At 65.7% G+C, this 19981-nt stretch carries 22 protein-coding genes and 1 pseudogene; 17 read left to right on the forward strand and 6 right to left on the reverse strand.

What is annotated here, in order from left to right:
• Nucleotides 1-317: 317 nt before the first annotated feature.
• The 4 genes from ACVCAG_RS29555 to ACVCAG_RS29570 all read right to left on the reverse strand — a co-directional run bounded on the left by ACVCAG_RS29555 (nucleotide 318) and on the right by ACVCAG_RS29570 (nucleotide 3704).
• A complete protein-coding gene (locus ACVCAG_RS29555) occupies nucleotides 318-1151 on the reverse strand; it encodes a DUF5677 domain-containing protein (RefSeq protein WP_447190698.1) in 834 nt (277 codons plus the stop codon).
• An 848-nt stretch (nucleotides 1152-1999) separates the two neighbouring features.
• The gene (locus tag ACVCAG_RS29560; protein WP_447190871.1) at nucleotides 2000-2179 is read right to left on the reverse strand and encodes a DUF397 domain-containing protein; all 180 of its coding nucleotides are present in this window, start codon (nucleotides 2177-2179) and stop codon (nucleotides 2000-2002) included.
• Nucleotides 2180-2216: 37 nt separating this feature from the next.
• Nucleotides 2217-3068, reverse strand: a complete 852-nt coding sequence (locus ACVCAG_RS29565; RefSeq protein ID WP_447190699.1) for a helix-turn-helix domain-containing protein — start codon at nucleotides 3066-3068, stop codon at nucleotides 2217-2219.
• Nucleotides 3069-3425: 357 nt separating this feature from the next.
• Entirely contained in the window at nucleotides 3426-3704 is a 279-nt protein-coding gene (locus tag ACVCAG_RS29570; protein WP_447190700.1) for a GntR family transcriptional regulator, read from the reverse strand.
• A 116-nt stretch (nucleotides 3705-3820) separates the two neighbouring features.
• Between ACVCAG_RS29570 and ACVCAG_RS29575 the strand changes: the two genes are divergently transcribed.
• The 16 genes from ACVCAG_RS29575 (at nucleotide 3821) to ACVCAG_RS29650 (ending at nucleotide 15274) form a co-directional block, all read left to right on the forward strand.
• Nucleotides 3821-4048, forward strand: coding sequence for a hypothetical protein (locus ACVCAG_RS29575; protein WP_447190701.1), 228 nt, complete (start codon nucleotides 3821-3823; stop codon nucleotides 4046-4048).
• A complete protein-coding gene (locus tag ACVCAG_RS29580) occupies nucleotides 4045-4305 on the forward strand; it encodes a hypothetical protein (RefSeq protein ID WP_447190702.1) in 261 nt (86 codons plus the stop codon). The genes ACVCAG_RS29575 and ACVCAG_RS29580 overlap by 4 nt, the downstream gene beginning before the upstream one ends.
• The gene (locus ACVCAG_RS29585; RefSeq protein ID WP_447190703.1) at nucleotides 4302-4496 is read left to right on the forward strand and encodes a hypothetical protein; all 195 of its coding nucleotides are present in this window, start codon (nucleotides 4302-4304) and stop codon (nucleotides 4494-4496) included. The genes ACVCAG_RS29580 and ACVCAG_RS29585 overlap by 4 nt, the downstream gene beginning before the upstream one ends.
• A 177-nt stretch (nucleotides 4497-4673) precedes the next feature.
• Nucleotides 4674-4982: a hypothetical protein gene (locus ACVCAG_RS29590; protein WP_447190704.1), complete on the forward strand. Its 309-nt coding sequence runs from the start codon at nucleotides 4674-4676 to the stop codon at nucleotides 4980-4982.
• Nucleotides 4983-5241: 259 nt separating this feature from the next.
• Complete coding sequence (locus tag ACVCAG_RS29595; RefSeq protein WP_447190705.1) at nucleotides 5242-5592, forward strand: hypothetical protein; 351 nt, start codon at nucleotides 5242-5244, stop codon at nucleotides 5590-5592.
• Nucleotides 5593-5817: 225 nt separating this feature from the next.
• A complete protein-coding gene (locus ACVCAG_RS29600) occupies nucleotides 5818-6885 on the forward strand; it encodes a DUF2637 domain-containing protein (RefSeq protein ID WP_447190706.1) in 1068 nt (355 codons plus the stop codon).
• Between the two features lie 76 nt (nucleotides 6886-6961).
• Complete coding sequence (locus tag ACVCAG_RS29605) at nucleotides 6962-7447, forward strand: hypothetical protein (protein ID WP_447190707.1); 486 nt, start codon at nucleotides 6962-6964, stop codon at nucleotides 7445-7447.
• Between the two features lie 22 nt (nucleotides 7448-7469).
• Nucleotides 7470-7694, forward strand: coding sequence for a hypothetical protein (locus ACVCAG_RS29610; protein WP_447190708.1), 225 nt, complete (start codon nucleotides 7470-7472; stop codon nucleotides 7692-7694).
• Between the two features lie 1500 nt (nucleotides 7695-9194).
• A complete protein-coding gene (locus tag ACVCAG_RS29615) occupies nucleotides 9195-9602 on the forward strand; it encodes a hypothetical protein (RefSeq protein ID WP_447190709.1) in 408 nt (135 codons plus the stop codon).
• Nucleotides 9603-9614: 12 nt separating this feature from the next.
• Complete coding sequence (locus ACVCAG_RS29620) at nucleotides 9615-10043, forward strand: hypothetical protein (protein ID WP_447190710.1); 429 nt, start codon at nucleotides 9615-9617, stop codon at nucleotides 10041-10043.
• 475 nt (nucleotides 10044-10518) lie between these two features.
• Nucleotides 10519-10941 carry a hypothetical protein gene (locus ACVCAG_RS29625; RefSeq protein ID WP_447190711.1) on the forward strand — a complete coding sequence of 141 codons (423 nt, stop codon included), beginning with the start codon at nucleotides 10519-10521 and terminating at the stop codon, nucleotides 10939-10941.
• On the forward strand, nucleotides 10941-12464 hold the full coding sequence (locus ACVCAG_RS29630; protein ID WP_447190712.1) for a hypothetical protein: 1524 nt from the start codon (nucleotides 10941-10943) through the stop codon (nucleotides 12462-12464). The genes ACVCAG_RS29625 and ACVCAG_RS29630 overlap by 1 nt, the downstream gene beginning before the upstream one ends.
• A 33-nt stretch (nucleotides 12465-12497) precedes the next feature.
• Nucleotides 12498-13457, forward strand: coding sequence for a tyrosine-type recombinase/integrase (locus tag ACVCAG_RS29635; RefSeq protein ID WP_447190713.1), 960 nt, complete (start codon nucleotides 12498-12500; stop codon nucleotides 13455-13457).
• Between the two features lie 247 nt (nucleotides 13458-13704).
• Nucleotides 13705-14172, forward strand: a complete 468-nt coding sequence (locus tag ACVCAG_RS29640) for a hypothetical protein (RefSeq protein ID WP_447190714.1) — start codon at nucleotides 13705-13707, stop codon at nucleotides 14170-14172.
• Nucleotides 14173-14397: 225 nt separating this feature from the next.
• The gene (locus tag ACVCAG_RS29645) at nucleotides 14398-14577 is read left to right on the forward strand and encodes a hypothetical protein (RefSeq protein WP_447190715.1); all 180 of its coding nucleotides are present in this window, start codon (nucleotides 14398-14400) and stop codon (nucleotides 14575-14577) included.
• Between the two features lie 349 nt (nucleotides 14578-14926).
• Nucleotides 14927-15274, forward strand: a complete 348-nt coding sequence (locus tag ACVCAG_RS29650) for a hypothetical protein (RefSeq protein ID WP_447190716.1) — start codon at nucleotides 14927-14929, stop codon at nucleotides 15272-15274.
• 257 nt (nucleotides 15275-15531) lie between these two features.
• On the opposite strand, the gene ACVCAG_RS29655 is transcribed toward ACVCAG_RS29650, so the two are convergent.
• Nucleotides 15532-16875, reverse strand: a complete 1344-nt coding sequence (locus ACVCAG_RS29655) for a hypothetical protein (RefSeq protein WP_447190717.1) — start codon at nucleotides 16873-16875, stop codon at nucleotides 15532-15534.
• A 122-nt stretch (nucleotides 16876-16997) separates the two neighbouring features.
• Here ACVCAG_RS29655 and ACVCAG_RS29660 point away from each other — a divergent pair, with 122 nt between their 5' ends.
• Nucleotides 16998-18431 (forward strand): ASCH domain-containing protein, encoded by a 1434-nt coding sequence (locus tag ACVCAG_RS29660; protein ID WP_447190718.1) that lies wholly within the window; start codon nucleotides 16998-17000, stop codon nucleotides 18429-18431.
• Between the two features lie 103 nt (nucleotides 18432-18534).
• Here ACVCAG_RS29660 and ACVCAG_RS29665 read toward each other — a convergent pair.
• Nucleotides 18535-19810: pseudogene (locus ACVCAG_RS29665) on the reverse strand (RNA-guided endonuclease InsQ/TnpB family protein).
• Nucleotides 19811-19981 lie beyond the last annotated feature (171 nt).

Below are 19981 nucleotides of genomic sequence, written 5' to 3' on the forward strand. Positions count from 1 at the left end.
GATCGAAATGATTTAGAAAGCAAGAAGGCCCGCTCCCAAGTTTCTTTGGTTGCGGGCTTTCCTATATGTACGCAATTATCACCACGACCAGCTCAGTGGCCTTAGCGCATGAGGAACACACCAGAAGAAACGACGCTGCACTATTGGCCAGGTATTCACGGCTCAACAAGAGCCTTAGACGCGTTTTGATTGAGGATGACGGCGCGGAAGATTGACGGGCTTGTATCTGCGATTTAGTGGATACCGAACGCAAACCTTCCATGACGAGACCCACCGTCAGAACTTGTCGCCGATAAGCCGTTATACCAGCATCTGAATTATGAGGTCCCCTTGTTTTTACCTCGCCTCTTGGGCTCCCGTACTTTACGAGGGAAGTGTAGAAGCTCAGGACTAAGACCCGCGAGGTCGTTGGCCGCCTTCTCCAATACGCGTCGCAGAGGGTCACTTTTGATCATCATGCTGATGATGTGTCCCGCTTGGATCAACAAGACCGTGGTCGAGATGACATCGGCGTACCCTGCATGCTTTGCCGTATCCCTCAACCAGACCTCTCCACCAACCTGCTCCTCAAGGTAAGCCTCTGCCGTGTGAGTGGTCGCGTGACTATAATTGGACAAATACCGATAAACAGGGTATTGACTTTCCTGGCCGTGGGCGGCCAGAAGCTTCTCGAACGTAGTAAATTCATCGACCAGCTTCTTGTGCTGCGGATAGTTCGTGTCACCCTCTATGGGCGCATCGCTGACAGGGAGCGCGTCGAAATCGAGTTCCTCAACTGCTTTCCAGCCTGCATTTTTGAGGTTGTTAATCATTTTCGTGCGGCTCGCTTGCATGGCGGCGCCCATAGCTACGAGCCCCTCCTGGCCAGCCTCGTGTAGCCACATCATGGAATAGGTGTGGTCGAGGATGTTGCGCACTAGAGGGGCCGCCTCGACGGAGAAATCTCCCTCGTCGGTAAGCTGCCAGAAGGCTCGCGCTGAACGGTTAATGAACCTCCACCAGCCGAACATCGTGTAGAACAAGTGCTGGTGCTCGGTAAAAACTTCGATGTTGCCAGGCGAGCCGAGCTTGTCGCCTTCGTCAGCGATCAGAGCTCCTAGCACGCGGGCCCGCTTCGCCGTCTGCTTACTGTTCGTATACGTGAATGACACACCGTGAATATTACGGATCTTCCCATGTGCCAGCATCTGAATATTCGCTGCGACTGAGCAGGACAGGTGACAGTCACAGCGGAGCCGACCAACACCTCCACTTCCATCCAGCCTGATCACTCTCAGCCTTCCGGCGAGCTTGGCGCACCGCCGAGCCCCAGAGTGGTTCTCACCCGGCCATCGGCTCATCCCAACAGGTATGAGCCGAACAGGGAAAGCGTGGGCTTGCCGCGCGTGGATCCGACCTGTGTTAGCAAGGGTGTTAGCAAGCAGCTCAGACGATCTTGAAACCAAGAAGGCCCCTGAGGGCATAATGCCTGTTCAGGGGCCTTCTTGCTGCTGTGCGGCCGGAGGTACTCGAAACCCCAACCTTCTGATCCGTAGTCATTGAGTCGCTTGCGCCATGGTCTACCTGCATAGATGCACGTCCGCGATCTTCTGCGTAAAGCGAGAAGTTACCGAATCAGATGGTTGTAGATCGATCTTCGTTCGACACCCTTTCGTCCTGACTCTAACGGCCAGGACTCGGCTGAACCTGTGAATCCTGCAACGGACTGCACTGCACACTCGATACGAGACCAGGATTCTTACGAAAATATGGTATCAATCGGACAGGCGGCGGCGCGGAAACATCCCTCGCCGGGCTGTCGGGCCGCGCCGTCGCCGTAGTACGGCGAGAGCCTCACCTGGGCGGGGACGATCCATCCAAAACCGGCATGACCGAGCAGCCGCTTGCTCTCGCGCGTCGCAGCGATCGATAGCTAGGCTCGAAGAGCTTCGTTTCACACGAGAAGGCCCCGCCCTCCCCCCGGAAGGGAGAGCGGGGCCTGACGCGTTACTGGGGCTGGCTACTGGTCGAAGTGTCCAGCCTTCACCTTGCCGATGAAGGCTCGCCATTCACCAGCGCCGAAGGACAGCTCCGGGCCGCCCGGATCCTTGGTGTCTCGGACAGCCCAGCCGCCATCGGGCAGGGGTGCCCCCTCGACACAGTTGTCGCCTTGGGCGGAGAAGGTGCTCTTCCGCCACATGAGAGGCTGTGTTGTGGTGCTTCGTTCCACGCTTCGCCTACCTCTGCTGTAGATCTCTGACCATGGACTGCATGCGCTGCGCCGACTCTTCTGTGGACAGCGCCAGCGCCTGCACCGTGCTGAAAATTACGGTATACCGATGGAGGTCCGGAGGCTTTTCCCGGTAGAGATCGTCGGTGGGGGTCTCTGTGTAGACCAGCGATGGGGATGCCGTGTCCTCGAAGTCCAGGATCACGAAGCCGCCAGCCATCGCCGGATGCGCGCCCGCGCTGAAGGGCAGCACCTGAATGGTGACGTTTGGTCGCTCACCCATCTTGATGAGGTGCTCCAACTGGGCGAGCCGGACCTCGTGGCCGCCGATGAGACGGTGCAGGGCGGCCTCGTCGATCACAGTCATCAGCTGGGGAGGGTTCCTTCTCTCCAGGATTTCCTGTCTTGCCAGCCGCGCCTCAACGTGACGTTCAATGGTGGCCTCATCGAGGCCGAATCCGGCACGGAAGACTGCCCGCATGTAGTCCGGCGTCTGGCACAGCCCTGGAATGTTGGGGTCGTAGGTGCGTAAGGCCACCGCCCCAGCCTCAAACGCGGGTAGCCGGCCGCGGAACACGTCCTTGTAGTCGGCCCACCATCCTCGTTGGCGTGCCTGTTTGGCGAGGTCGATGAGCGCCGCACGCTCGTCCTCGTCGGTCACGTTGTAGGTGTCGAGTAGGTCGCGGATGTCTCGCGGGTTCGGGAGCTTCCAGTCGTTGCGCTCGATGCGGGTGAGCTTGCTTGGCGTCCAGTCGAGGCGTTTGGTGACCTCGGCGGCGGTAAGTCCGCGCGCCTTGCGGAGGTCGAGCAGAGCCATGGAGAGCTGTCTCCGCTTGACGGTGGGGCTGTGTTCGGTCATGTGCCGTCCTTGTTCCCGCGAGGCGACAAAAGGTGCATACCTAGACAATATGAAATTTCTGATTTCAGTATTGCCTTTTTCTGGTACCCATACAACCATGAGGGTGGAACCCATCACGGGGAGTGAGGCAAGCATGACGCCATTACCGGCGAGCGCCAAGACGCTGCATGAAGAGTTCCCCAGATGGACCCTCCGAGAATCCGGCATTCACCGGCACTGGGCCATCCGTACAGACCGGCCGACGACACCGCAAATCAAAGCCGGAGCGAAGCTCTACCTATCCGGGGACTCTCTCACCGAGCTAGCTGAGCGGCTCCGCGCCGAAGAACGCCTACTGGCGGAGGTCAAGCCATGACGCTACTCATCGCCCTGAGCCGGCCAATCGGCCTGAGGTCGGACAAAGGTCGCGACACCTTGCTCCGGGCGGACGTATCCCTCCTGGGCCAACTGGTCGATGACCTTGCGGATCGTGTTTTTCGCGGTCCCGAATTCCTGGTGCAGCTGGGTGAGGCTGGGGATGGGGTACCGGGGCTTGTACTCGCCCGCCCGGATGCGGCGGCGCAGCTCGTCGGCGAGCTGCTTCCATATGGCACGGTCGGTCTCCCAGATGACCTCCCCATCCACCTTTTTGATCATGGTGCAGACGGTAGAGCGTCACACCACTGCCTGCATAAGCGGGAAGGTGCAGGCGAGACTCTGCTACACCATGCAACTGCATGGCACAGTAACGATCAAGCTCTGCGGGTTGCATCATGAGCGCCGCTGCCGAGGTCACCGCCCTCGACTTGCTCGCCCAGAAATTCACCGGCTGGACGATCTGGCGCAGCGACACCGGACGCTTGTGGGCCACCCGCCACGCCCCGATCACCGACGCACAGGACCGCGCTGGATGCGTCCGCATGGTGGACGCTGACACTCCCGCCGACCTGTTCAAGCTCCTTGTCGATCAGAACGAGCGGGCAGCGAGGGCGACGTCATGACCATGCAGCATGCAATCCAGAGGCACCTTGTGGAACCGTGCGTCGAGGCTCAGCTGAAAGCCCTCAGGTCCATGTATCCGGGGTGGCTCATCGTCTACGACGCCGCCAAAGGCCGCTGGAGCGCATCCAAGCGGGCGCCCGTCACCGACGTGCAAGCGGACGCAGGGGTGGTGTCCGCGTTCTTTAGCGGCAGCTACGAGACGTTCGCCGAGCAACTCGCCAAGCAGGCCGACCCTCACACCGAGGAAACGTCATGACGCCGGAGGACCTCAACCAGCTGCACGATGAGGCGCTGAAGCGCGGCGCGGACCCGAAGAAGCTGGAGAAGCTTCGTAGAGAGGCGCTCGCGGAGTGCGGCAGCGTGGAAGCGATGGCGCGCTGGGCCGACTTCAACGACCGCCTCGACCGCTACTGGCGGAGTCTGCGCCCGCCGCACATGCGCTCCTGATCTTCTGCCCGGGCATGCGCGCACTCCCCTGGCTGGGTGCCTGTCAGAGGGAGACCTGGGTGAAGTCGGCGCCCCCACACCTGGAGGGGTGGCAGGGGCGTCGAGGCCAGGGCTCCGCCCCCGTCTTCCCCGACAAGGGGCGGGGTCCACCACCACACAAACTTGGAGGAACACGAGATGAGCATCGAGTTCGGGGTGCAGTGGACACCCGCCCTCGGCGGTGAGCGCATCGAAACCAGCCCCATCGACGAAGCCCACGCCGAACGCCTCGTCTCCCGGCTCGCCTTCGGCCAGAGTCTGCACGGCGTCACTCCGGATGCCGCCGTCGTCTACCGGGTGCCGGGCGGCGAATGGTCCACCACCCCACCCGACCCGCACGGCCTTCCTTGTGAGGCCGAAGCGCTCCTCCAGAACTTCCTGCGGTGGATGGAAGAGAACCCTGACATGCCGCAACTCGTCGACGAGCCGGAGCATCCGGCCCTCTGAACGCAGGGAAGCCCCGCCGGCGCGCCAACGCCGACGGGGCCCCTACCTGGCACGAAGCCCCAATCACAGTGGAGCGCCGAACCGTGAAGAACCGTACCGATACCCGCACATCCACGTCACCTGCCAGTCCAGATTTGGACAGCCTCCCGCCTATCCGTAGCCGCGCCCGCCACCGGGTGCCCGCTGGATGGCCCGGAGGCGAACCCGACAGCGTCCGCGCCGCCTACGACGCCGAGCACTCCCAGAAGCGGGGTGCGTGATGCCGCGCTTCACCTTCCCCCGGAAGCCGCAGGCGGCGAGCAGCGAGCCCACATGGCCGGCCGACGTCCTGGCCCGGTTCCTCACCGTCGGCGGCGCCACCGTTGATGTGCAGTCCGTCCGCTTCACCACCCGCTACACATTCAGGGGCCGGCCGTACGTCGACGCGGCACGCGAGGTCGACGGATTCGCCTGGCAGTGCCTGGGATGTGACGCTACCGGCGCTACCGATGGCTCAAACCCCATCCAGTTCGACTACGGCCGTTACCTGCCCAACGAACGAGACCTCGCGCGCCGTGAGGCCAACGCGCATGCCGAGCGGTGCCGGGCTATGCCGAAGCCTCAGCGCTGACCCGCCGCCCGAGATCGGAGATACCCGTCATGCGTCCCACCGCCTTCAACATGATCATGTTCGCGCTGGTGTTCATCCTCGCCACCGCTGGCTTCATCGCGCTCGTCCACACGCTCATTACGTAGCCGGACGCCCCAGCGCACCCGTCCCGAGCCTGACCGACCCCCGGTCCGCGGCCCCCCTGAGACACCCCCGAACTTCGCCCCGCACCGCCAGAAGGACACGATGGAAACCGCGACGAACAACCCCACGCCCGCCCCCGCCCCGACCACCCCAGTACGCCGTCCCGTCCCGGGCGGAGTCGTCGCCGCGGTCGCCGCACTCAGCGTCGTCCTCGTCGGCATCATCGCTGTCGCGTTCCGCGGATCCTGGACCGCGCACCGCGACGCCGCCCTCGCCTCACACTTCGACGCGACCGGCGCCGCCCTCTACCCGTTCGCCCCAGACGGGCTGATCCTCATCGCACTGATCGCCGCGCTCGTCCTCCGCCACGACGCCAAGGCCCGCTTCTACGCCCTGTCAGTCGTCGCCGTTTTCACCCTCACCTCGTTCATCGTCAACCACCTTCACGGCCTCGGCACGTTCGCCCCGAATCAGGCGTCCGGGCTCCGGCCCGAACTCGACTGGCCGGTGGTGGCGCTCATCGCCGGCCAGCTCATCGGCGCCATCTTCTTCGGCTCCCACTTGATCGTTTCGTCGCTCCGCTACCTGTTCCCCAGTACGCACCCTGACCAGGCAGAACAGCCCGTCTCTGCCGCTCCGAAGGTCACTTCGCAGGAAGAGGCCAGTACGCCTCAGGTCGAGCCCGACCGGGTCGTGGAGACCGTACTGGTGCACGCCGACCCTGACCCGTTGGAGGTCGCCCGCCTGGTGTACGGGGCTGTGCTCGACCTCGGTGGCACGGTGGGCCGCGACAAGCTCGCCAAGGTGTGCGGCATCTCCGCCCGATCAGCGAACCGGGTGCGTGCGGATGTCGAGACCGACCGGGCCGAGCAGGCGCAGCGGGAAGCCGAAGAGGCCGCCGCGGCGGAAGCGGCGAGGCTCGCCGAGGAGAAGGCGCGCGAGCAGGAGACGGCCCGTCATGAGGCTGAGCCGTCCGCCCCTGAACAGCGTCCGGCGGGTGAACTGCTCGTGTCCGAGCGGCGCGCAGAGATGACCGCCCCGGAGGCTGCCAAGCCCGACAGCGAGCAGACCGACCACGAACTCAAGAACGCGATCCTGACCGCCGCCATGAACGGTCAGCACGCCATCTCTGCGGTGAACGGGCACGGCCCTGCGGGCGGTGACGTGTGATACCCCCGACCGCTCCGGCCGTGCTCGCACCCAGCGAGCACGGCTTGCTGGCCGTTCCCCTTCGAAAGGAAATCTCATGAGCACCCCTTCGTCCGGGCCGGAGTGGTCCGGGGACATGTTGGATGACCCGGAGCAGATGGCCATCTTCGCCAGCCAGCTCCGACGCGTCCTATCGGATCAGGCCAACTGGTTGGCTCATATCCGGCGGGACGCTGAAGCCATGTGGGCCGCCAACCCGCCGGAGGGATACGGCACCTTCGAGGCTTGGTGGCGTCACCACTGGGTGTGCAAGCCATTCGACAAGATCCAGGACCTCATCGAGAAGGCAGCTACGGAGACGTTCGCTTTGGAGGCCCGCCATCGGCGAGGCCGCCACGAGATCCCTGCCGCCCGACAGGCCGCGGCCCAGACCCGGCAGGCTCCCGCTCTCACACGCGGGACGGAGCCCGCAGGCCGCCCGGCGCAGTCGAGGCTCGCGGAGCCCCGGGCGCCGGCGGCCAAAGTGGGTTTCATGGACATGATCCACAAGGACCGCGGAGACCGCCGGAAGAGGTCGGCGTGACTTCGCTCGGAGAGGAGACGTTGTGAACCGGCCGATGACCAATGCGGAGCGGCGCATCTATAACCAGCAGCAGCACGCGGCTCACCGCCGGATTCTGGTAGCTGACCGCGGCGCGCAGGGGATCGCTGAATTGTGGTGGGACGAAGCGCGGAAGATCGCTCGGGACCGGGCCGCGCAGGGCGATGAAGGAGCGTGGAACGATCTCGCGCTGACCCTCACCAACTACTGCCAGCGCTACAGCGGGTAACCGTGCTTTTCATCTTCATCGCGGCAACTGGCCCTCGCGCGTGCGTAACGCGAGCGCGCGAGCGCGTGCGCGCACGAGCGCGTAAGGCTACGTGGTTCGGTCACTGTCCGTCAACACCTACGAGGAGTGCGAATCGTGACCGATGACACCAACATCGTGAGCTTCCGGCCCCGGATGGACGGCCCACCAGCACCGCCCCCGCCCCCGCCGTTGCCGCCCGGGCCGCGATCCCCGGCGCCTCCGGAGTTGCCGGCCTCTGCGGTTACCGCCTCTGCCAGCGAGCAGAGCCCAGCGGGTTCCTGGCCGAGCCTGCCGACCGTGCACGAGATGCGCCCTCCCCTGCCTGTACCGCCGCTGCCCTCCTTCGATGGGGGCGGAAGCGGAGACGGTGACGATGAGGGCGAGTTCTCCCCACCGCCAGCAGAGGATCCTGACAATCCGACTGCACGCGACACGCTCGCGGTCGCCATGGCGCTGATGACGGCCCTCGGTGTCGCCGCCGCCAAGGGCATGTGGCACCGCGCCCGGCACCGCCAAGCGCTCGCCGACAAGGCCCGTGCGGGTGCCGACAAGACGGCCGCCAAGTTCGCCTCTGGTGGCTCACGGTCAGCGAGAGAGGCGGGCGGCTCGGGATCCTCGCTGCGCTCACCCGGAAGCGACTCGAAGAAGGGTAAGGGGTCGCGCGCCTTTGCCCGCCACGCGACTGGAGGGGAAAGCAGTCCGACCGCTAGCGGGAAGGGCCCCAAAGGTCCGAAGAGCAAGGGCCCGGGAGGATCGCCCAGAGGAAAGGGCGCCTCTACCCCCAAGGCGACCCGAGGCGGTAAGGCGGCGCCGAAGGGCCGGGACACGACGAAGCGCCCCCGACGATTCGGCCGCTTCCGCAAGGGCGGCACCAAGAGACCAAAGGGAAAAGGCAAAGAGGTCGGCCTGGTCAAGCCAACGAGTCCCCAGAAGCCCAGCAAAGACGTCATCGCTGGCGACAAGCCCACGAAGGGCGGACCCCAGCGCCCTAAGACGAAGTGGAAGGCGTCGAAGGGTAGCTCCGGCAAGGGCGGCACTGCGAAGCGCTGGACGACTGGCCGCACCACGACCAGCGACAAGAGCGCGCCGAAGGCCAAGGGGCCGAAACGCGCCGGTCGTCCATGGTCTTGGAGAACCCGCGCCAAGTGGTGGAAGCGCCGGAGAACCCGCCGCCCTGACCCCACGTTCACTGAGACGGACACGGATGGAACCGGGACGCCCCAGGATTTCCCCCGCTCCGACCGCGGCACGAACGACTGGGAGCGGCCCCCTCGGGGGTGGGAGTGGATGAAGCCGCCGCCAGGGGCCGACCGGTCGGAATGGGTGACCGTGGAGCGGGTCGACGAGCGGCCTTGGCCTCGCCCCGAGGCGCCGGTGATCACCGTAGGTCAGGCCGCGATGACCGCACGCCCCGCCGAGCCACCGACCGCACGCCCGGCCCCGCCGTCGACGTCAGCGGACCAGCAAGGAGCACCAACTGTGAGCATGCCTGTCGCCGAGACGACCCAGTACAGGGACGCCGAGTTGACGATCAACGACGTGATCGACGCTGACGCCGACATGGCTGAGGAGATCCTCGACGGAGTCGTTGACGCCCAGGCGACCGCTGATGGCTGCGAACGGATGAGGACCAAGTTGGAGGAGGTGCGCGCCGAGATCATCAACCTGAAAGTTCCTGGCGTGCTGGCCGGCATGCTGCTGCTCCTCATGGAGAAGACGGACACGGTCAAAGCGAAGGCCGAGGCCATTGCCGCAGGCCTGCCCGCCGCGGCCGAGGCGATCGCCACCGCCGGGAGCAACGCAGCCGCCCGGCACAAGCCGCTGGCTGACGCGGTCCGCGATGCCGGACACACCCGTCCTGCCGAGCGCGAATACCACGACGAGTAGCAGGAGGACCTCATGGAACTGGAGAAGAGCACTACGGGTGCGGCGGTCGCGGACAGCGGCGGCGCGCTGGAGACATTGGTGCGCTACGGCATCGTCGTTACCCAGCTCGCGGTGGCCGGGGTTCGGCTGCTCGGGCTGAGCGAGCAGGTGCGCCGCACTTACAGGTACGTAGAGGGCTGCGCCTCCACAGTGGACCGGCTGGCCGACCAGATGGCGGGTCTAACCGTCGACCGCGACACCGTCGGCGAACACCACCAAGCCGCGACCATCATGCGAGGCGTGCTGGCCGACGCCGAAGCGATGTCGGCCGATGTCGAAGACCTCGCCACCCTGTTCGGTCAGGCGTCCGACGCCCATCAGGCCGACTACGGCACCGTCGCTGAGCGGGCCCGCGCGATGCCCGTTCCGATGGCTGACGCCGAGTTCTACTCCAACCGCTGAGGAGATGACCATGACCCGGACCCTGCCGGCCCTGCCTCCGCTGGAGGTGGAGCTCCCGGATTGGCCTGCGGTGCAGCGGGCACGCCGCCGCTTGGATGCCGTACGAAGTGGCACCGGCCGGGTCGCAACCGTTACCGGGACCACCTTGGGCGCGTCTGGACTGCTTGCCGACCAGGCCACCACCGGTCTGGGCTTAGCTGTGGTGGCCACGACGACCGCAGCGGGCCTGGTGACCCTACGATCGTGGCGACCTACGGGCCACCAGCGAGCGACCGCCAGCGTCCTGTACCTGATGCCCGGCACCGGCCTGACGGGGTTGCTGCTTATGGAGCGGCTCGTTGCTGGACCGCACTGGAGCGAAGCGCTGGCGTTGACCGTTTGGGCAACCGCGACCTGGGCCCTACGCCCAGCACGAGTGGCCCGACGGATGCTTTGCCCGCCGCCGGCCCCCGCTCCGGGGGTCGAGGTGGCCCTGGTGGAGGAAGCCGATGGGCACCCGGCCGCCCGCTGGTGGGCGGAGCACGTCGCCATCGATGGCGGAGCGGCACCCAGCACTTCCCTGGAGGACATCGAGCGGACCGGGGAGAAGTCGATGCGGGCCGTGATCCGGTCGACCGACCCAACTCAACCCGTCCCCGACATCTCCACCAAGCGGCTGTCAGCGCTCATGGACGTGCCCGAGGACGAGATCGACATCAGGGGAGTGCCCGGCCGAGGCGCGGGCCTGCGGCAGCTGAGCATCGGCCCAGACGAGACCGTCATCGACGACCCGGCGACCTACTGGGAGAAGAAAATCGCGCCGAAGGCAATGCCAGGTACTCGGCTGGCCGGTGTGCGCACCCGGCAGCTCCCAACGCCCGTCATCACCGGCGAGCTCGGTACCGAAGGAGAGCTGTGATGCTGACCCAGGCCCACCCATCCCGGACGCAGACCCGCGAGCAGGTCCGCAGCGCCGTGCGCCAGGCGGCCGCGCACAGCGAGGTAATCGAGCTGCTGCTGGAGGCGGAACCGGGCGAGGTGATCCGGTGGAACATGCAGGCGCTGTTGTCGGCGCTCGGCATCCGTGACCCCACCCGGGTCGTCGTCGACACCGACGGCGGCAACCACGCGGTCGTCACGATCTACCCGACCAACCCGCTGGCCACCGTGCGCGCAGTCACCCGGGAGGACCTGGTGATGGACCGGCACGGCCGGATCGTCATCGGGGTGCATCACGACGGCAGGCCGGCCCGGCGCCGCTTGTATGACCCCACCACCGGCAGCGCGCAGCGGTTCCTGTTGTTCGGCACGACCGGCGCCGGCAAGTCCAGAGCGCTACAACTCCAGTTGATCGCCGAGAAGATCAACGGCATCTGCACTGCGCTGGCGGACCTGAAGGAGGGCCAGTCGGTCCCTGAGGCGCGCGACAACGTCGCCTTCCACACCTCCAGCCAGGAGGGCGCGATTTTGATGCTGCGCTCGGCGGTGGAGGTCGCACACGCCCGGATGCGCCGCTACGCCGCCGCGGGCCGCACGTCGTTCTGGCTGGGCGCGGGCGATCCGCTGTTCAACATCCACCTGGATGAGGTCAATCGGTTGCTGGAGCGCGGCGCTCCCTACCGCGACGAGGGGACCTACCTGATCAAGGAGTTGGGCCGCACCGGCAGAAGCGTCGGCGTCGGTATCGACCTGGCAGCCCAGGCATCCCACCTGGAAGAGCTCGGCGGCTCCGACACGCTGCGCGCCATGCTCAAGGAAGGCGAGATCACCCTGCTGCGGTGGAGCAGCAGCATGATGCGCCAACTGGTGTCCGACGGACTACTGCCGGCCGATGTGCAACTGGCGCCGATCACCAAGCAGATTCGGATGCGGGCGATCGACCTGATCGACCCGTACGCCTGGCTCGACTACGACGACGAGGAAGAGGCGCCGGGCACCCAGGGCATGGGGTATGTGCTGTCGGGGCCGCGCCCTACCTCGCTGATGCGGCACCTGCGGTGCGGGTCGATCGTCCCTCTGCGCGGCCTGGATCCGGAGATCCTCGCTTTGTATGGCGACGGGGAGCCGGTCGGCCTTGAGGAGGCCTCCTGGGAGGCGGCTGGCCCGGCTTACGCCGCCCGCCATGACCCTGAGGCGTTCGAGGCGCTGTGCCAGCAGCTGCGCGAGGAGTACGGCGGCAGCAGCGCCAGTGCGCCCAGTGCGGGCAGCTCGGCCTCTACGGGGGGCCAGCCGCGCCGCAGCGCGAACCCACGCTTGGGGGACCGGATTTTAGCCGTCCTGTCGGCAACCGAGGAACCGATGACTGCTGACGACGTCCTGGCCGCCGTGCTGGAGGACGGCGGCAAGCCGGTCAAGCTCGGCTCTGTCCGCAATGAGCTCGGCGGACTGGCGGACGCTGGCGACGTCGACCGCATGGGACGCGGCATGTACACCCTCGCCTGAGATACACCCCCTATCTCCCTGAAGGAAACCCGCATGACAATCCTCGTCGGTGAGATCGTCGACTCCGCTCTGGCGATACCCGCCCCTGAACCTGATCTGTTGTCCCGGATGACCGCGGGCTGGCTGTGGTCGTTCACTTCCCGGAATACGAGAAAGGCATACAGCAGGCACCTGCGCCAATGGCTGGCCTTCTGCGAGAAGCGTGGACAGGATCCGCTGACGGTGACGCGGGCGCACGGCGACCTATACGCGCGGTGGCTGGAGTGTCAGGATCCTCCGCCAGCGGCGAAGACCGTCAGCTTGAAGTTGGCCGCGGTCTCCAGCTGGTACGCCTACCTCGTGGCCGAGGATGTGATCTCCGCCAACAAGTTCGGTGGTGCGACCCGTCCGCGGATCGACCGCTCCCATTCGGAGACGGTCGGTTTGGAGCAGATGGAGGCGCGGGCGATGGTCGCCGCGGCGGACGCCGGCAGCGGCCGGGAGAGGCTCCGCACCGCGGCGTTGATCCGGGTCATGTTGTCGCTCGGCCCGCGGGCGGCGGAGGTGTGTTCTCTCACGGTGGGGTCGCTCGGGTTCGAACGCGGTTTTCGAACGGTGCGGATCGTCGGCAAGGGGAAAAAGGTTCGGACTCGGACGGTGCCGCCGTCGACCGCAGAAGCGATTGATCGGTATCTGGAGGAGCGGGCGGCCGGCGGGGTGTTGGATCCGGAGGCGCCGTTGTTCGCGACGGAGTCCGGGCGGTCGCTCTCTCCGCGGTACCTGTTCGGTCTGGTTCGGCGGGTGGCGAAGGAGGCGGGCCTGGAATGTCCGGGTCGTGTCACTCCTCACGCGTTGCGGCATACGTTCGCCACGTTGGGCGATGAGGCAGGAGCGTCCCTTTCTGAGTTGCAAGACGCTCTTGGTCACGCTTCACCCGAGACGACCAAGATTTACATTCATGCGAAGAATCGCCTTGAAAGGGATCCTTCGCAGCGGGTTGCGATGATTCTGTGATCACCTCGCCGTGAACGTACCGATAGCTCGGATTATCAGCTACTCTCCGCGATCTTGTAGTTGAGTGCCCACAGAATCCCATTCGGTCCTTACCGTCCTGCAAATTGCACAACTTTCATTGTTAACTCACCTCACAGAGGCGTCTCCACGTCTGGCGCTCCAACAGAACACCGTTCGCCTGTCGCCCAGCGATCGTTCTCAGCCGTCCCATAAACACCCCCGCCCCACACCTCCGAAGGACCACTCAGTGCGCCTCCCCCTCGCCACCGCCGCCACCGCGTTGCTCTTCGCCCTCACCGCGTGTGGCGCACCCACCACTGAACTCGACGCCGCCGGCGTCATCAAAGCGATCACCCAGCAGGGGTTGCCGGTCACTCTCACCGTGACGTACACCGAGGAGACCGACCCGAACAAGCAGTTGGGCCGGCCGAACGGCTACACCTCCAAGGCGTCGTTCACCGACAGCCGCATCGACGCCGCCGAGGTAGCAGGAGTCAAGGAGGGCGATGTGGGGCTCGGCGGCAGCGTCGAAGTCTTCGACGACGCCGACCAGGCGGAACAGCGGGCCGCCTACATCCAAGAGATCGGCGAGAAGATGCCCATGCTCAGTGAGTACGACTACGTGGCCGGGCCTGTGCTGCTGCGGGTGTCGAAGCAGTTGACGCCGCAGCAGGCCGAAGAGCTGGAGGCGGCTCTCGCCGAGGTCGTGCAGTAGCGGAGTCGACGGTCGCCCCTGCCCTTCGGGGTGGGGGCGTCGTCGTGTCCGAGCCCGATTCGGGTTCTGGGCAACCACTCCGCCTCAGCCGGCGTCTTACAGGTTGAGGCCCGTCAGCGTGCGGCTGACCGGGCCGGTTTCTCCTCCGGGGTGGCCGCCTCCAGCGGGAGGCGGCCTCTCGGAACCGGCTGCGGACGATCAGCAGCGGACGCGAGCATGAACACCATGGACACCGAGCTGAGCGCCGCGATCCGCGCGCTGACCCGTCTCGACCAGGACGCAGCCCTCGCACGGCTTCACCTCGTCGCAGGTGGGACTGAGGAGGAGGCGGCAGAGATCATGCGAGGCAGAGACAGGGGGCACGTTGCCGCCAAACCGAACAACGTTCGCTATGAGCGCATCTGAATCTCTTTTGACCCTGTGACAACGCAAACCACAGACCAGACGTCCACTCCTGTGCGAAAGTACCGCAGGGACCGGTCTAGTCGGGGGGCAGGCCGATACATACACTCAAGTCGACAGGGTGGACAAGGTGGTCAGACCCCGACACAAGACCAAGGAGTTCGAAGCTGTCCTCAAAGAGGCAGAGACCAAAGGGTGGATCATCAAGCTCGGCGGGAATGGACACTACAAGATGTACTGTCCGTGCCCGCGGAAGTGCAAAAAGACCATGGCGAGCACCCCGTCAGACCCCAACGCACTACGGAACCTTCTGGGCCAGTTGAACCGAGCGACCTGCTGGTGAGGAGCAGTAATGACGCACTACCTGATCATCGACATGGACTTCGTCTGCACAGGACCAGATGACAGCGACGACGCGTTCGATGCCTTCTCCGACCGCGTCCTGGACGAGCTCATCAAGCTGCAGACGGTTGACCCCGGCATCACTGACCCCGACATCACCGCCAGCCTGACCGAGCGCACCATGTCCATCCTCTTGGGCATCGACGCCGCATCTCCCACCGATGCCGTGCGCCTCTTCCTGGCCAACGTGCGCTGCGCCCTACATGCCGCCGAATGCAACACCGCTGACTGGCCAAACTACGAGCCGGTGGACGAGGACTTCCCGCCGGTCCGCAAGGCCGACTTCGCGGACGCCTGACAGTTCGAAGAGCCCTCGCCCTTTCCGGGCGGGGGCTTTCTGCTGTTCCATACCGTCCTGTTATAGCCGCCATCTCCTGGGACACGTGAGGCGTCTTCACGTTGAGGAGGGGTAATGGCAACACTCGACACCCTCGTGGACGAACACCTCCTGCTGGAGCTCGTCCTGGTCGAGGCACTACACCACGAGGCGGAGCGGTTGGCCGCCGAGTAACTGACGTGGTTCCGGCTCCGGCGAGGGGAGCCGGAACCCAGACGTCAGCGCAACAGGCCCGCAGCCAGAACGTCGGCCTCCGCAACGTAAGCGTCTGAGCGGCACCGCACCCAGCCCTGCCGCAGCAGCCGCAACTCGCCGCGCACCCGAGCCGACACAACCCCTTCCAAGCACTGGCGCAGCCCCAGCACCGCTACTGCGGCCCGTTCAGCATCCCCGGCCTGTAGATGAGCGTGGGCGCAGCGCAGACCCACCACGGCGCGGGTACGGCGCTCCACTGGTCTCCGTGTCTCCACTGAGGCTGCGTAGTGCGTCGCCGCCGCGGCGTGGTCGCCGAGCGCGGTAAGAGCGAGCCCGGTCTGGTGCTCCAAGCTCTCGCGCCGGTAATTGCCCGTCCACTCCGCCTCCGGCACCGAGTCCACCCGCTCCAGCTGCGCTTCCGTACGGCGCAGCAGGGTCAGCGCGTCCTGCCGGTCTGCGACTCCGGCGTGCGCTTCGGCCTGCATGCCAGTGATCCACGCCACCGTCCTGCCCGGCGCCCGGCCACCGAGAGCAGACGCTGCGGCATCGGCCAGGGCGAGCGCTTCGCGGTCGTGGCCGAGTTCCCGGGCTTGGACCGCCATGGACCGCAGCGCGGTCGCACGCAACACCCGATCCCCTGCCTCATCCGCCAGCCGAACGGTCTGCACGTACCAGCGCTGCGCAAGCCCAGCCTCGCCGGCGTCCATCGCCATATACGCGGCCAGGTAGGTGAGCTCCGCTGCGGCGCGAAACAGGTCCGGGCGGGCCCGGCCTGCGGTGCCGTGCAGCAGCGGGGCGACGTCATGCACCAGGTAGGCGGCGACCGCGCCGCGGGCATGTCCGCCGCCGTACAGGTCGTCGAGATCACCGAAACGGCGGGTGGCGTCGTGGATGCGGGCTACGTCCCCAGGCCCGCCTCGGCGCGCTGAAGCCCCGGCTGGCCGAGGTGGTGGCGGAGGGGCAGCGAGGCCGGCGAGCGAGAATGCGCCCACGGTCAGCACGGTACGGCGACGCAACATGTCGTCCTCCCCGAGGGCGGTCAGCCGAGCGACCGCATCACCTTGCCATGGATCATCCGCTGCTCCCGGCACGGCGGCAACGTTTGGCCATCCGAGATCGGCCGACGTCAGGTCTGGCCGGTGGAGGCTACGGCGGAACGCCTCCACCCCGGCACATATACCCTCCGGCCGCGGGGTTGTCCCGGTCAGCCAGTGGCCAACGGTGGAGTGGTCGTAATGCAGCGGGACACCGGTTTCGGCGGCGACGGCGTTGATGCGCTGCGCGGTTGCCGCACGCGTCCATCCTGCTGCTTCGATCGCCGCGGCCAGCGCCGGGTTGGCGATCGGACGTGCACGTTTGGGAGCCACTGCAGGTCTCACATTCGTTCACATCGTCGGGCCCTCGACGATGAACCTCAACCAGGGGACCGTCAAGGAGTAACGGCCCTTAACCCTGAGTTAGGGCTCCAACCTGCCTGCCTAGGAGAGTCATGGCCTCCCTCGAACTCATCTCGCCGAACAACGTCACCGCTAATGCGATGATGAGAACAGTCGACATGATCCGCTCGCAGGTTCACTCCCGCCGGCCCGCGCTGGTCGCGTTCTGTGTCGGCACTCAGATCAACGGTGCTCCGCACCTGGGCACCTCCCTGGTGCAGGCCGCCGCGTTCCTCCTGGCCGCCGCCGCCCGCAAAGCCTTCTCCGTCGAGGCCGTGGTGCGCTTCGGCGCCCTGGACAACGCCCCCTACGACATTCAGGCCGACCCCGACACCCGGCACGCCTACCAGATCACCTACCACCACGCCCTCGGCGCCGGCGGAGTCGCCAACCTGATCGACAAGAACTACCGCGACTTCTTCAACGCCCTGGCCGGCGCGACCGGTGTGGACTACGAGATCGAGACCTACACCGCCCAGCAGCAAACCCCGGCATTCCGCGCTGAGTTCCTACGGACACTGCGGCACCTAGACGCGATCCGCTGGGCCCTAGCGCCGTCCCATGGTGTCGTGCACCTGCGCCTGCCCTGCCCCTCATGCGGGTGGGCGGAGAAACGCGCCGAGCGCACCAAACTGGTCCGCCTCGACGACGCCTCAGCCACCCTGACCGCGGTGTGCACAGATCACGGCGAGTACGAGGTGACCATCACACCGGAGAGCGGCCCCTACATCGACCTGGCCACCCTGTACCGCAACCTCGTCAAAGAGCGGGTCCTGGCCACCGAACCCGCGACCTTACCCGTCATGGTGAAGGGCGGAGACTGGGCGCCCGGCTGCCAGCTCGTCGACACCGCGTTCGCCGCCCTCCACGGCATCCACCCGCCGGCGCGTATCTTCACGCCGATGGTCCTCACCGACACCGGGGCCAAGCTGTCGAAGTCTTTGATACGGGATCGGAAAGTTCCGCCGCCACCCGGCGCGCAACCGTGGATGCTGGACGCCACAGCCTGGCCTGGCAGCATCGAAAGCTACGCCGACGCCATGGTCAGACTGACCCAGCTCATGCTGTCCACCCCACGCCACTTCTACCGCTCCTACACGACACCGGAGATCAACCGCCTGATGAGCGCTTACCCCGCTTCCGCAGCCGCCGGCCCACGCGCCCGCAACATGAACCTGTACCGGAGATACTTCGACCTTGTCGCCTCCGGCCGCAAGACGATCGAGGTGCGCGTTGAGTACACCAACCTCCGCGACCTCGCCGCGGGCGAGCACATCCGGTTCTCCTGCGACGACGACACATGCCTGGTCAAGGTCGAGCGCGTCGCCCGCTACGCCTCCTTCGAAGAGATGCTCGACACCGAAGGGCCGACCAACGTCAACCCGGACAGTCCCCGCGATGAGCAGTTGGCCAACATCCGCCGCATCTACGGCCCGGAGAAGGAAGCCTTGGGCGTCCTCGCTATCCAGATCGCGCGGGTTGAGTAAGGCAGCACGAAAAATACGCCCCGCCGCTCTCCGCGTGGAGAACGACGGGGCGGATGTGGAACCCGGACCTCGCCGATGTCCTGACACGCCCGCATCGCCGTGTTTACCGTGGCTTCATGACCCCCGACGGCTTAGAAACGTTGACATCCTCCCCTTCCTGAAGGGAGGGGATTCCCAGGGTTGCCCCAGGGGTTTCCTGTTTCATCGGGCCGCGCCTCCCCGGAAGACTCCGGGGCTGGTCTTACCGGCCCTCCACAGGCGTTTTACCTCTCGGCCAGCCCGGCCGCGAGGATGTTCTTCGCCGCGTTCACGTCGCGGTCGTGGACCGCCCCGCAAGAGGGGCAGGTCCAGGTCCGGACGTTCAACGGCATCTTGTCGTTCATGTGCCCACAGTCCCGCGCCGAGCACAGCTTGGAGGACGGGAACCAGTGGTCCACGGCCACTAGCGTCCGCCCGTACCAGGCGGCCTTGTACTCCAACATGGTCCGCATTTCCCGCCAGGAGGCGTCAGAGATGGCGCGGGCCAGAGAGTGGTTCTTGACCATGTTGCGGATGGTCAGGTCCTCGATCGCGAGCGTTTGGTTCTCACGCACCAATCGAGTGGTGACCTTGTGCAGGAAGTCCCGCCGCCGGTCGGTGATGCGGGCATGGGCGCGGGCGACCTTCAGCTTCGCCTTGGCCCGGTTCGCGCTGCCCTTGGCCTTGCGGGCGAGAGCCCGTTGCGCCTTGACCAGCTTGTGCCGGTCTCGGCGCTCGTGACGCGGATTGGAGATCTTCTCCCCGGTCGAGAGGGTCAGTAGATGACTCAGCCCCGCGTCGATTCCCACTTGAGCGCCCGTGGGCGGGAGCGGGGCAATCTTCTCCTCGATCAGCAGGGACACAAACCAGCGCCCGGCCGCGTCCTTCGACACGGTCACCGAGGACGGCTTCACACCCTCAGGTAGGGGGCGCGACCAGCGGATGTCCAGAGGCGTGTCCATCTTGGCCAGCTTGAGCGCGCCGTTCCGGAATGAGAAAGCGTTGTTCTGGAACGTCGCCGACGCTCGCGACTTGTGCTTGGACTTGAAGCGCGGATATCCGGCTCGCTTGGCGAAGAAGTTGCCGAACGCTACCTGCTGCTGGCGAAGTGCCTGTTGGAGTGGCACGTTCGACACCTCGCGCAGGAACTCCAGGTCTGGGTCCTGCTTCCACGCGGTCAGCCATTTAGCTGTGTCCACGTAGGAGGTTGAAGCCCCATCGTTGGTGTAGCGGCGGTTGCGTTCGGCGAGCGCCTTGTTCCAGACCAGCCGAACGCAACCGAACGTGCGGTTCAGTAGAACCGCCTGCTCGGTGGTCGGGTAGAAGCGGTACTTGTAGGCCCGCTTCATGATTTGGGACATGCTTAACATGATATAGAATGATCATGTTAAGCATGTCCCGTTCTGGCTTATCTCCGCCTTGAAGGACAGAGTCTGCGGCCTTTATGGACTTGATCAATAGTTCCGGCCCCGGACGATGTCCTGACGCGCCTACACGGATCTGTTTACCGTGAACGTATGACCCCCGACAGA

It is taken from the genome of Streptosporangium sp. G12 (genome assembly GCF_052983175.1).

Excerpts from the sequence above, each read along its gene's own strand:
- ACVCAG_RS29560 (WP_447190871.1), bottom strand. The coding sequence starts at position 2,179 with ATGTGGCGGAAGAGCACCTTCTCCGCCCAAGGCGACAACTGTGTCGAG.
- ACVCAG_RS29605 (WP_447190707.1), top strand. The coding sequence starts at position 6,962 with ATGAGCACCCCTTCGTCCGGGCCGGAGTGGTCCGGGGACATGTTGGAT.
- ACVCAG_RS29630 (WP_447190712.1), top strand. The coding sequence starts at position 10,941 with ATGCTGACCCAGGCCCACCCATCCCGGACGCAGACCCGCGAGCAGGTC.
- ACVCAG_RS29595 (WP_447190705.1), top strand. The coding sequence starts at position 5,242 with ATGCCGCGCTTCACCTTCCCCCGGAAGCCGCAGGCGGCGAGCAGCGAG.
- ACVCAG_RS29590 (WP_447190704.1), top strand. The coding sequence starts at position 4,674 with ATGAGCATCGAGTTCGGGGTGCAGTGGACACCCGCCCTCGGCGGTGAG.
- ACVCAG_RS29600 (WP_447190706.1), top strand. The coding sequence starts at position 5,818 with ATGGAAACCGCGACGAACAACCCCACGCCCGCCCCCGCCCCGACCACC.
- ACVCAG_RS29580 (WP_447190702.1), top strand. The coding sequence starts at position 4,045 with ATGACCATGCAGCATGCAATCCAGAGGCACCTTGTGGAACCGTGCGTC.
- ACVCAG_RS29645 (WP_447190715.1), top strand. The coding sequence starts at position 14,398 with ATGGACACCGAGCTGAGCGCCGCGATCCGCGCGCTGACCCGTCTCGAC.
- ACVCAG_RS29570 (WP_447190700.1), bottom strand. The coding sequence starts at position 3,704 with ATGATCAAAAAGGTGGATGGGGAGGTCATCTGGGAGACCGACCGTGCC.
- ACVCAG_RS29650 (WP_447190716.1), top strand. The coding sequence starts at position 14,927 with ATGACGCACTACCTGATCATCGACATGGACTTCGTCTGCACAGGACCA.
- ACVCAG_RS29660 (WP_447190718.1), top strand. The coding sequence starts at position 16,998 with ATGGCCTCCCTCGAACTCATCTCGCCGAACAACGTCACCGCTAATGCG.
- ACVCAG_RS29635 (WP_447190713.1), top strand. The coding sequence starts at position 12,498 with ATGACAATCCTCGTCGGTGAGATCGTCGACTCCGCTCTGGCGATACCC.
- ACVCAG_RS29620 (WP_447190710.1), top strand. The coding sequence starts at position 9,615 with ATGGAACTGGAGAAGAGCACTACGGGTGCGGCGGTCGCGGACAGCGGC.
- ACVCAG_RS29565 (WP_447190699.1), bottom strand. The coding sequence starts at position 3,068 with ATGACCGAACACAGCCCCACCGTCAAGCGGAGACAGCTCTCCATGGCT.
- ACVCAG_RS29585 (WP_447190703.1), top strand. The coding sequence starts at position 4,302 with ATGACGCCGGAGGACCTCAACCAGCTGCACGATGAGGCGCTGAAGCGC.
- ACVCAG_RS29575 (WP_447190701.1), top strand. The coding sequence starts at position 3,821 with ATGAGCGCCGCTGCCGAGGTCACCGCCCTCGACTTGCTCGCCCAGAAA.